General features: G+C 59.9%; 9 protein-coding genes. 2 read left to right on the forward strand and 7 right to left on the reverse strand.

Annotated features, from left to right (window positions below):
* Positions 1–102: 102 nt before the first annotated feature.
* The 7 genes from ACQZ6F_RS28510 to ACQZ6F_RS28540 all read right to left on the reverse strand — a co-directional run bounded on the left by ACQZ6F_RS28510 (position 103) and on the right by ACQZ6F_RS28540 (position 6,715).
* On the reverse strand, positions 103–594 hold the full coding sequence (locus tag ACQZ6F_RS28510) for a MarR family winged helix-turn-helix transcriptional regulator (protein WP_449095671.1): 492 nt from the start codon (positions 592–594) through the stop codon (positions 103–105).
* 179 nt (positions 595–773) lie between these two features.
* Positions 774–2,087 (reverse strand): MFS transporter, encoded by a 1,314-nt coding sequence (locus ACQZ6F_RS28515; protein WP_077470902.1) that lies wholly within the window; start codon positions 2,085–2,087, stop codon positions 774–776.
* Between the two features lie 153 nt (positions 2,088–2,240).
* Entirely contained in the window at positions 2,241–3,272 is a 1,032-nt protein-coding gene (locus ACQZ6F_RS28520; protein WP_077470903.1) for a M29 family metallopeptidase, read from the reverse strand.
* A 45-nt stretch (positions 3,273–3,317) separates the two neighbouring features.
* Positions 3,318–3,959 (reverse strand): N-carbamoylsarcosine amidohydrolase, encoded by a 642-nt coding sequence (locus ACQZ6F_RS28525; protein ID WP_449095657.1) that lies wholly within the window; start codon positions 3,957–3,959, stop codon positions 3,318–3,320.
* A 10-nt stretch (positions 3,960–3,969) separates the two neighbouring features.
* Positions 3,970–4,722: a maleate cis-trans isomerase family protein gene (locus ACQZ6F_RS28530; RefSeq protein WP_077471018.1), complete on the reverse strand. Its 753-nt coding sequence runs from the start codon at positions 4,720–4,722 to the stop codon at positions 3,970–3,972.
* Between the two features lie 62 nt (positions 4,723–4,784).
* Complete coding sequence (locus tag ACQZ6F_RS28535; RefSeq protein ID WP_449095656.1) at positions 4,785–5,582, reverse strand: alpha/beta fold hydrolase; 798 nt, start codon at positions 5,580–5,582, stop codon at positions 4,785–4,787.
* The gene (locus ACQZ6F_RS28540) at positions 5,579–6,715 is read right to left on the reverse strand and encodes an FAD-dependent monooxygenase (protein ID WP_449095655.1); all 1,137 of its coding nucleotides are present in this window, start codon (positions 6,713–6,715) and stop codon (positions 5,579–5,581) included. Before ACQZ6F_RS28540 ends, ACQZ6F_RS28535 begins: the two co-directional genes overlap by 4 nt.
* 403 nt (positions 6,716–7,118) lie before the next feature.
* On the opposite strand from ACQZ6F_RS28540, the gene ACQZ6F_RS28545 reads away from it, so the two are divergent.
* Together ACQZ6F_RS28545 and ACQZ6F_RS28550 are read left to right on the forward strand one after the other, a co-directional pair.
* Positions 7,119–7,640, forward strand: a complete 522-nt coding sequence (locus ACQZ6F_RS28545; RefSeq protein WP_449095654.1) for a (2Fe-2S)-binding protein — start codon at positions 7,119–7,121, stop codon at positions 7,638–7,640.
* A complete protein-coding gene (locus ACQZ6F_RS28550; protein ID WP_449095653.1) occupies positions 7,637–11,170 on the forward strand; it encodes a molybdopterin cofactor-binding domain-containing protein in 3,534 nt (1,177 codons plus the stop codon). The genes ACQZ6F_RS28545 and ACQZ6F_RS28550 overlap by 4 nt, the downstream gene beginning before the upstream one ends.
* The last annotated feature ends 7 nt before the right edge of the window (positions 11,171–11,177 follow it).

Here is an 11,177-nt window from a genome sequence, read left to right on the forward strand (position 1 = left end):
AAAAAACGCCAGCAATGACGTGTCCCTAAATAGGGCTAAACTAAGCCTGTACAATCTCGCACATACGGGTAGGAGGCGATGGAAATCGTCGGTGACCATGTATCATGGCTCCGCGGACCCCTGGTCGTTTGTCGTCTCGTGCTCTGCAATCTTCTTTAGCAGGTAGAGCAAGGCGACCTCCTCTGCGACATTCAGCGGGCTCGTTGTCTTTTGTGAGATTAGTTTGGCCTGGGGATACATGTCATTCAGAACGGCTTCGCCGGCTGGCAGCAGCGAGACGATTACCTTGCGTCCGTCGGTCGCATCGCGCGAGATCGTGATCAGGCCCCTGGTGCGAAGACGTTCGATAATCCCCCGTATCGTCGCCTGATCAACCGCCGTTGCCTTGACGAGTTCAGCCTGCGAAATCGGACCATGATCATACAGGGCGCACAGTGTCACGAATTGAACCGACGTCAGATCGGGATCTATCGTATTTTCCTGAAATATCGAAAGATGCCGTTGATAGGCCTTGCGCAGCAGGTGCCCGACTTGCTCGGTCACGCGATAACGTTCCTGCGGGCCTGCTCCGTTTGCTTTTCGGTCTTCTTCCATCGTTCCCGCGCTCACTGCGATTGCAGGACTGTCTTCCCCCAAAAAGGAGCAAATCACAAGGCAATCCGTGCGGCAAACCCTGCGTCCGAACAGGAACATTGCCAATCTATCGGGCTGGCACAGAAGGCAGCTCCATCTGAAGTCCGGCGGCGGCATCCGCCGCCGGGCATGTACATGATCTATTCGAGTGCCTGGTTCTTTGATTCGACGTTGATCAGCCAGACGCAGAGCGCCGCCAGCACGAGAAGGGCAGAAATGATGCTCAGTGCCGTCCCGAAGCTGGAGACCATGATCGGCGCGACCAGGGACGGTGCCAACAACCCTCCCAGGCGCGCGACGGCACCGGCCGTGCCCATGCCGCTCGCCCTGAGCGTTGTCGGATAGATTTCAGGGGTGAAGGCATAGATGGCGCCCCATGTGCCGAGCAGCGCGAAGCTCATGAGCAACGTGGCAAAGACGACGACGCTGGTTGTTTGACCGAGGCCATAGGCGAGCGTTCCGACGGCGCTCAGCAAGAGGAAGCCGATAAGCGTCGGCTTGCGCCCCCATTTTTCCACACCATAGGCCGCAAGAGCGTAGCCGGGCAGCTGTGCAATCGCCAGGACGACAAGGAAGAGCTGTCCGCGAATGAAGGCGAAACCGTCACTTGCCAGTTTCACCGGCAGATAGACGAACACGCCGTAATAGGACACGGAGATCAGTATCCAGGCGAGCATCAGGAAGATGGTACGGCGACGGAGAGTGGGCGACAGAAGTGCGACGAAGGACTTCTTCTCCGGCCTCTGCGGAACAAGTGGGGGAATTTCTGTTTTCACCCCGTTCGTGTTGGCAACCCTTTGCAAGACCTGTCGCGCGCTATCCGAACGTCCGTTGCGATTGAGATAGAGTGGTGATTCCGGAACATAGAAGCGCAGCACCACACCAATGAGAGCAGGCAGGCCTGTCACGAAGAAAATCGTCCTCCAGGCTTCGCCACCCTGACTGCCGGCAACAAGCGCGAGAAGCGCGAGCGCCACGGTTCCGACCGCCCAGAAGCCTTCAAGCAATACGAGCCAGCGCCCGCGGCGATTGGCGGGAAGGAACTCCGCCATCATGGCGTAGTCGACTGGCAGGGTTCCGCCGACGCCAAGGCCGGTCAGGAAGCGCGCGACACAGAGCCATTGCAGATCGGGTGCGAAAGCCGAAGCCACACCGAACACGGCATCGAGGATGATGGCCGCAAACAAGACGGGCCTGCGCCCGATGCGATCCGCCAAGCGTCCGAACACGAAGGCGCCGATCAGCATGCCCAGAAAGAACAGTGTCCCCGTCTGGAGAGCCTGCGGAACGGTAACACCGAAACTTGCCGCAATCGACGGCGCGCTGAAGCCGATCGCCAGCACCTGCATGGCATCGGCTGCCCAAACCAGGCCGAAGATGACAAACAATGTGTACTGAAAACGGCCAACTCCCGCCGCCTGAATTCCTTGCTCAATGGTTATTGGTGATTGCATATGGACCCCTCACGATCTCTGAACGAATCTATTTTTTTGAATATGCAGTCTATTCGCAGTGCGTGATCTAGCGTCACGTTGCCGACCGCCCATCAGGCGGCCGGAGGCGTCGAGTTTGCCGTTTCGGCTGTATCTTGCTGAAGCCTTGTAGGCTTAGTCGAAGCTGTGCTGCATTTCCTTGACCGCGATGTCGCCATCGAGAACCATAGGCTCGTCGTCGAGGAAGAGGCTGCAATTGCGCATCGGGATGTCCAGATGGCATGCCGTGTCGTTCGGACCGCCAAGCTCGTTGTTGGGACCGGTCGAGAACATCACGTTGCCGTAGAAAGAGCGAGCTTCCATGCCCATGCCACCCGGGAATTCGCCAGGCGCCATGCGATGCCACTTGGCGTTCTGATTGAGCCCCCAGCCGACATGGCTCATGCCCATGCCGCGCGGATCGTTGAAGCCGGCCATGTAAGACTTGACGAGTTCGGCGTCGAGACCGCCGCGAATGTCGGTGATCCAGCCGTTTTCGATCGTGTAGATGATCGGATCGCGCACATACATGTTTTGCGGCAGCAGGATGTCCCCCGGAGCAACGACAATCGTGCCATCGACACCGTCATCGTCACCGCCGGTAAACACGAAGCCTGACGGCCAATGGTCCCAGCGGCCTGGCTCATCCGTGCATGCGTATTCGGTGATCGCGGGATAAGTGTTGAGCTTATAGGTGACATCAGTCCCGTGCTTGGAGGTGATACGCATCACCTTGGCCTTGGACAGAAGTTCGCCGCCAAATTCCACGCGCTCGCGCAGCTCCTTCGTCGGCAGCATACGAGCGAGAACTTCCGGCGGCTCCACCGCAGTCAGGATGCGCGTGCCGGATGCCTGGATCGCCATCTGTTCCGGGCTGAAAAGCAGGAAGATGCAATCAATGACCATGTCTGCGGCCTTGAGGGCTTCCACCGCATCCGGCATGGCTGCCAGTCCGGTCTGACCAACGGCCCATGCACCTGCCGGCGGAACCGGCGGCAAACGCATGTGATACATTTTCGCGCCGAGGCGCATGCCAGCTGCCATGAAAGCATCGGCATAATCGAGGCGTTCGTTGCCTTGGGTCAGGACGATAAGCTTTTCGCCCTCATGAACACCCGACATCTTCAACTGATGCAGGCATATTTCCGTGAAGCTGAACTGATCCATACTCGTTCCCCTATCTTGTTTGCAGGCTTAGGTGTTTCGTCCAGTTTATGGACAGTCGGACTTGACCTTGGCGATTTCAGCAATAGCCTCGCCCAGCGAGATGACATCGCCATATTTACTGTCGATGTCGAAGAGGTTGGCATTGTGCGGATCTGGATGACGATCGCCGACGCAATCGCGCACCACGATCGTGCGGAAGCCGTGTTGCACGGCATCGACAGCGCTCGCCCGGATACAGCCGCTGGTCGAGCATCCCGCCAGCACGACCGTGTCGATGCCGCGAGCATGGAGATAAGAGGCGAGGCTGGTGCCGAAGAAGGCGCTCGCATACTGCTTGACGATTACCAGCTCGCCTTCGTCCGGCTCGACACCCTCGCAGAATTCAGCAAGCACGTTGCCTTCGACCATAGCCTTCATGACAGGTGCCTTTTGCACCCAGATGCCGCCATCGGCGCAATTGTCGGCCAGATAGAGAATGCGCGTGTGTATAACGGGAATCCCGTTCGAACGTGCGGCATCCAAAAGCTCTGGCGTTCTGGCGACCGCATCGACAACGCCCGGCGCATAAAGTGGCGCACCCTCGATAGTATAAGCCTTCAGAAAATCGACAACGAGCAGTGCTGGGGCGCGGCCGAAACCGATGCGGCTCCCCCAGACACCCTGATAATTGGCTTCGGCGCTTGTCATCACATTCTCCTCAATAGGCGCCGGACAGAAGCGCGCCGGCTCCCGGCACGACCGCTTCGAGACCGAGCGATTTCAGGATGCAATAGGTCGTGGCGACGGCTGCCGTGACGACCGGCTTGCCCGTCATGGCCTCGACCTTGGCGATGACGGGTAGCGACGGCATCTGGACGCAGGCAGACAGCACGATGACGTCGACATCCTCAAGATCGAGGCTCGCGACGATCGCCGGCAGATTTTCGGGATCGTGCCGGCCGACTTCAAGATTGTCCGGAATTTCCAGCGCGCGCCAGTCGGCAACCTCGAAGCCCTCCTCGCGGATGTAATTGACGACGAGTTCGGTCAGCGGCTTCATGTAGGGCGCAACAACGGCGATGCGCTTTGCCTTCATCGTCTTGAGCCCTTCGATCAGAGCACCTGCGCTGGTAACGACAGGTATGTCGGCGCCGTTCTCGATCGTACGGCCGCGCAGCCGGGTTTCGGATTGGCGATGATAGCCAAGGCCCATGGCCATGATCGCCACCAGGCAGGCATAGCCCAGCACATCGACCCGGGCATCGGAAAGCTCGGCCGCACAGCGATCAGACTCGGCGTCCATCGCCGCAAGCTCATCCTGCCTGACCGTCTTCATCCGCATGCGGCTGGAATGGAAAGTGAAGCGCTCGGGGCGGATTCCCTGGCGCGCCATCAGCATGGCCGGAATCTCGGTTTCCATCGTGGTGTTGGAACTTGGAACGATCTGGCCGATCCGATAAAGCTTCTGCACAAGCATGTCCTTCATTCGAAAGAGAAAATAAAAAGGGGCGGCGTTTCGCCACCCCGATGCTATCAATCCAGAAAATTGCCGAGGGCTAGGAAGAAGCCGTCGAAGTCATCCCACGGGATCATGTGTCCTGCATTGGGCACGCGCACTATCTCGATAGGCGGATAGAGCGAGCGGATCTCCTCCTCGTCCTGCATTTCGATGACGCCGCCGCGACCTGCGACCATCAGCATGGCCGGCACGTCGAGTTTGGGAAAATCCGCGAAGATATCGTCGCTATGGAAATCCTCGAACGCCTTGACGATAGCGGGCTCGAAGCAGGTATGCAGCCATTCGGCACGCAGCTGCAATTGCTCTTGCGTCCATGTCGGGCAGAAGACCCGCATACCCTCGACATCAATTCCCTTTTCAGCCAATCGAATGGAATCGACATACCAGGGCAGCTTGCTTGGATAGGGCCGCCGGTCCGGCCCGGAGACGGGCGGATCGACGAGCGCCAGCTTTGTGAAAACGCCCGGAGAGCGAACCGAGGCACGAATGGCGATGCGCGCGCCCATCGAGTGTCCGAGAATAGCAGGCTGGACGAGTTGCAGCGCCATGGCGAAGGCTGCAGCATCATCCGCCATCGCATCGAGACCATAGTCGAGACCGGGTCCGGTCGATGACAGACCGCGACCACGGACATCGAGCACATAGACATCATGGCGCGCGCCCAATTGTTCTGCGACGAATCCCCAAGTCACGGCTGGACTGGTAATTCCGGGGATCAGCAGGACGACAGGCCCCTTACCGCCATAGCGCAAGTAATGCTGGCGAATGCCGTTGGCGAAAACACTGGCTCCGTAGAGATAGGTCGTGCTCATGCCGCGCTCTCACTACGTAGCGGCTCGGCATAGATGTCGTAGCCATAGACCCAGGATGGATCTTCCTGCTCCAGCAGGAAGGTATTGGCATTGGAAACGGACTGAACGCGCGTTGCTCGGTCGCGACGATTGATCTCGTAAAGCCTGAACGCAGTGGCGTAGTCACTTGTCCCGGTCTCAACAAGGCAACGCGTCAACATGGCGGCATCCTCGATCGCCATTGCAGCACCCTGCGCCATATGTGGCTTCATCGGGTGACAGGCGTCACCCAGCATCACCATGCGCCCCCTGCTCCACAGCGGAAGCGGGCTTCTGTTGAACAGTGGCCATTTGGTGACGACGTCTGTTGACTCGATCAGCGCTTGAACAATCGGATGATAGCCCGCAAACGCCTCGTACATTTCCTCGCGACTGCTATCGACGAAGGCAGTTTCGAATTCCCAGGCGGCATGAGGAACGCCGGTGACATAGTAATATTCGTCTCGGCGGCCGGTCGTGTAATAGACCATCATATGGCGGTCCGGCCCCCACCATTTTACGCAGTCCTCGAAGTCGAGGCCGTATTTCTTCAGCTTTCCGGCATCGATCAAGGCGCGATGACCAACCCAGCCGCTATAGTGAGGCTTCTCGAAACCGAGCAGGGTCTCACGCATTTTGGAATTGATACCGTCAGCGCCGATGACGATATCGGCATGCGCGGACGTTCCATCCTCGAACTGAAGATGAACGTCTGTGCCGTTGTCGTCGATGCGGGTGAGTTTCCTGTTGAAATGCAGGCTGCCGGGCAGCAACGTCTCGCACTGGAGCTGCTGCAGATCGCCGCGATGGACGGTGCAATAGGTAGCGCCGTAGCCGTCCAGAGGAATCCGCGAGAGATAGTCTCCCGTGAGCCCGTCGCGGCTGAACCAGAACTTCGGCGTGCTGCTGATCGAGACGACTTTCTCGGCAACTCCGATCCGCTCGAAGATCTTCAATACGTTCGGGCCCATGTGAATGCCCGCGCCGAGCCGTGCGAAAGTCGGCGCCTGCTCGTATACGTCAACATTGAAGCCTGCATGCTGCAGAAGCGAGCCCGCCACCGCACCACCCAAACCCGCTCCAATGATTGCTATTTTCTGTTTGTCGCCTGACATGCGAACCCCTCGCTCATTGGTCGCCAGACACCGTCCGGACATTTATCTTTTCTCGCAAAAATAAGTGTATACGCTATAATTGGCAAGCGCAATTTTGATGCATAGCTCGAAAAATGTGACGCTATTTTTTGATCAAACGCCGCATTTTGGGGCAATTGGCAAAAATACACCGCTCTTGCCACGAACCAATAACAAGTGTATACGCTATTTATATAAATGGGAACGACCCCTGCGGGCCTAGCTGAATCAAGCTGCGGTCATAAAAACTTGGGGCATAACATGTCGACGCCGGCTAAGGTGGCGACCCAAACACTGGGATGTTAAGAATGCTGGCAACACCGGTTGCGGCGTGCGGGCACCATCGCGGCAAGCGCGCATGTCCCCAGATGCGGGGACACGTGCAATGATCGCACGAACGTTCGAAATCCGCGTGAACGGCGCGACACACTCTGTCGAGTGCGCCGCGAACACCCCTTTGATCTACGTATTGCGCAACGACCTTGCTCTGAACGGCCCGAAATTCGGCTGCGGACTTGGCGAATGCGGCGCCTGCGCGGTCCTGGTGGACGGACGTGCAGTCCGTTCCTGCGTCGCGCCGCTTTCCTCAATCGGAGCTCGAGCCGTCACCACCCTGGAAGGCCTGGCTGACGAGCATGGTCTGCATCCGGTGCAACAGGCGTTCGTCGCCGAGAATGCCGCCCAATGCGGCTACTGTCTTAACGGCATGATCATCGCCATCACCGCCCTCACAGCGCGCAAGCCGAATGCGACGGAAGACGATATCCGCGAAGCGTTGCGGCATCATCTTTGCCGCTGCGGAACACACATGGAAATTCTTGCCGCCGCCCGCTGCGCCGCTTCGTATTCGAGCGAGCAAGCGGGCCATCACGTCAATGGCGAACAGCATGATGAGGTAGCGGAATGATAGTCGAAACGCAGACGGTGGACCCGACAAGCGAAGCATCCGGCTCACTTCGTGTTCATGCCGGCTCGACGGACGGTCCGCTGTTCCTTGAAGTGGGCGCCGATGGCAAGGTCCGCGCCTATAACGGTCATGTCGACCTCGGAACAGGTATCCGCACAGCGCTAGCACAGATCGTCGCAGAGGAATTGGATGTCGATTTCGGTTCCGTCGAAATGGTGTTGGGAAGCACCGTGACGGGACCAGACCAGGGAGCGACCATTGCGAGCGAGACCATTCAGGTCACTGCCATTCCCCTGAGACAGGCAGCCGCCACCGCCAGACGCCACCTGCTTTTTCGTGCCGGCGCACTTTTCGACATCGCCCCCGACTGCCTCTTCATCGAAGACGGCGTGATCCGCAGCCAAGGCGACGGCAACCTCGCGATCGCCTATGGCGAACTCGTCAAGGGCGGCGACGAGCACCTCGTCCTTGATCCCTCTGCACCGCTGAAGCCCGTTTCGAGCTATCGAATCGTCGGCTCCGCACGGCAGCGCGTGGACATCCCCGCCAAGGCAACGGGCCAATGGACCTATGTCCATGACGTCAGGCTGCCTGGTATGCTGCATGGCCGCGTCGTGCGGCCGCTCTATGCCGGATACGATCATGGCTCGAATGTCGGCAACAGCCTCATCTCGATCGATGAAAGCTCGGTCGCCCATATCGATGGCCTGATCGCGATCGTGACCGAGCGTGACTTTGTCGGAGTTGTGGCAATCCGGGAGGAAAATGCCATCGCGGCGATGAAGGCGCTCAAGGTCGAGTGGCACGAACCGCCGCTGCGTCCGGATCTCAATCGCCCGGAACAAGCCTTGCGTGCCAATCCTGCAACACCGCGGAGACTGGCAGATCGCGGCAATGTCGATCTCGCCATCGAGGCTAGCGCCAATCCGATGCACCGGACCTATGTCTGGCCCTATCAAATGCATGGCTCGATCGGCCCGTCATGCGCGGTGGCCGACTATCGACCGGACGGACTGACGGTCTGGTCGGGCACGCAGAACCCCTTCCCTATGCAGCGGGATCTGGCGCTGCTGCTCGGCATGTCGAAAGACGACATCGTCGTGGAACGGCTGGAAGCCGCCGGTTGCTATGGGCGCAACTGCGCCGACGACGTGACGGCCGATGCGGCCCTGCTTTCACGCGCAGTTGGCGCCCCCGTGCGTGTGCAGCTCACGCGCGAGCAGGAACATGCCTGGGAGCCGAAGGGGGCAGCCCAGATCATGGACGTTCGCGGCGGCCTCGACCTCGAAGGAGGACCCGCAGCCTACGACTTCGAGACCCGGTATCCTTCGAACCTTGCGCCGACGCTCGCTCTTGTTCTGACCGGCAAGGTCGATCCCCTTCCCGAAACCGTCCAGATGGGTGATCGAACCGCAATCCCACCCTATGCCTACGGAAACCTGCGGGTCACGGTGCATGACATGCCGCCGATCGCCCGTGCCTCGTGGTTCCGTGGCGTCTCGGCCATGCCGAATACCTTCGCCCACGAATGCTATATCGATGAGCTTGCAGCAGCGGCAAAGGTAGATCCGATCGAATATCGTCTGCGCTACCTCCATGATCCACGAGCCATCGATCTCGTTCACGCGGTGGCCGACCGGGCGAATTGGGTACCGCACACCACCTGGGGCACGCTAGGCGGCGAAGGCGACCTTCTCTATGGCCGCGGCTTCGCCTATGCCGTCTACGTCCATGGAAAATTTCCCGGAACGGCCGCCGCCTGGGCTGCCTGGGTGGCCGACGTCGCCGTCAACCGCAAGACCGGCGAGATCACCGTTACCAAGGTGATCTGCGCGCAGGATTCCGGCCTGATAATCAATCCAGACGGCGTGCGCCACCAGATCCATGGCAACATCATTCAATCGACGAGCCGCGTGCTGAAGGAAAAAGTCGAATTCTCCGAGACCGCCGTGATCTCGAAGGAATGGGGCGGGTATCCGCTGATCACGTTCCCGGAAATCCCGGATATCGATGTATTGCTCATGCCACGGCCGGACGAGCCGCCGCTCGGCGTCGGCGAATCCGCGTCCGTGCCGAGCGCGGCGGCGATTGCCAACGCAGTTTATGACGCAACCGGTGTGCGTTTCCGCGAGCTTCCCCTGACACCGGAAGCCATTCTTGCAGGGCTGCACGGGACGGATGCCTCGCCGCCACAGCAGGCACCTGCCCGTCGCAAGTGGTGGAGTTTCGGTCTTTCGCTGACCGGTGTTGCCGCAGCGCTCACCGGTCTCGTCACTCTCGCCTCGCCGTGGCGGCCATCCATCCCGACGATCCCGCGCCCGGATCCTGGCGTTTACAGTGCAGCGACAATCGAACGCGGCCGGCTTGCCGCTGCGGCAGGCGCCTGCAATGTCTGCCACGCGGGCAACGACGGTGCTGCCTTTGCCGGGGGGCGACGGTTCGACACGCCCTTCGGTCTCGTCTACGCCACCAATATCACGCCGGATCCCGACCACGGCATCGGGAGCTGGTCATACACCGCCTTCGAGCGCGCCATGCGCGAGGGCGTAAGTCGCGACGGCCATCACCTCTACCCCGCCCATCCCTACACATCCTTCGCAGGCGCCGAGGATGCCGATCTGCAGGCGCTCTATGCCTATCTGATGAACCAGTCGCCGGTCGCTGCCAAGGCGCCCAAAACGGCGCTCTCGTTCCCGTTCAACATCCGGCCGCTGATGGCCGGCTGGAACATGCTGTTCCATAAGACTGAAAGCTTCCGATACGATCCGTCGCAAGACACCACCTGGAATCGCGGCGCCTACCTCGTCGAAACGCTTGGACATTGTTCCGCCTGCCACACGGACCGGAATGCGCTTGGCGCGGAAAAGACTGGGGCCGCGCATCTTGCCGGCGGTTTTGCCGATGGTTGGAAGGCTCCGGCGCTCAATGCCACTGCAAGAGGACCGGTCACCTGGACGGCCGATGCCTTCTACGACTATCTGCGGACCGGCCATGCGGCCAAGCACGGCAGTGCGGCCGGCCCTATGGCCAAGGTCGTCGAAGTCATGAAGCCACTTCCCGACAGCGATATCCGTGCAATGGCCATCTATCTCGCCAGCCTCAACGCCTCTGCAGGAGACGCCGACACTGAGGAGCAGGCAAAGGCCGCGATTGCCTCCTCGGAAACGGCCAGAACCGATGCTTTGAGATCCGCCCCGCGCGGACAGCGTGTATTCGAGGGAGCCTGCACCTCCTGTCACGGTGTGGGCACGGCACTGCCATCGCTTGCACTCAACAGTAATCTGCATGCGGCGACCCCGGACAACCTGCTGCAAACCATACTGGGCGGTGTCGACGCTCCCGCAATACTTGCCGAACACTCGTACCGCGCGACGTCGGAGGTGATGTCGATGCCACCTTTCCGCGAAACCCTGAGCGATGATGCCATCACCGATCTCACGGCCTATGTCCGCGCGCGTTTCGCGCCAGACGAGCCTGCATGGGACGACATCCCGGGCGCCCTCGAACGGGCCCGCTCGTCGGCACATTAAGGAGACA

The organism is Rhizobium sp. A22-96 (assembly GCF_053521805.1).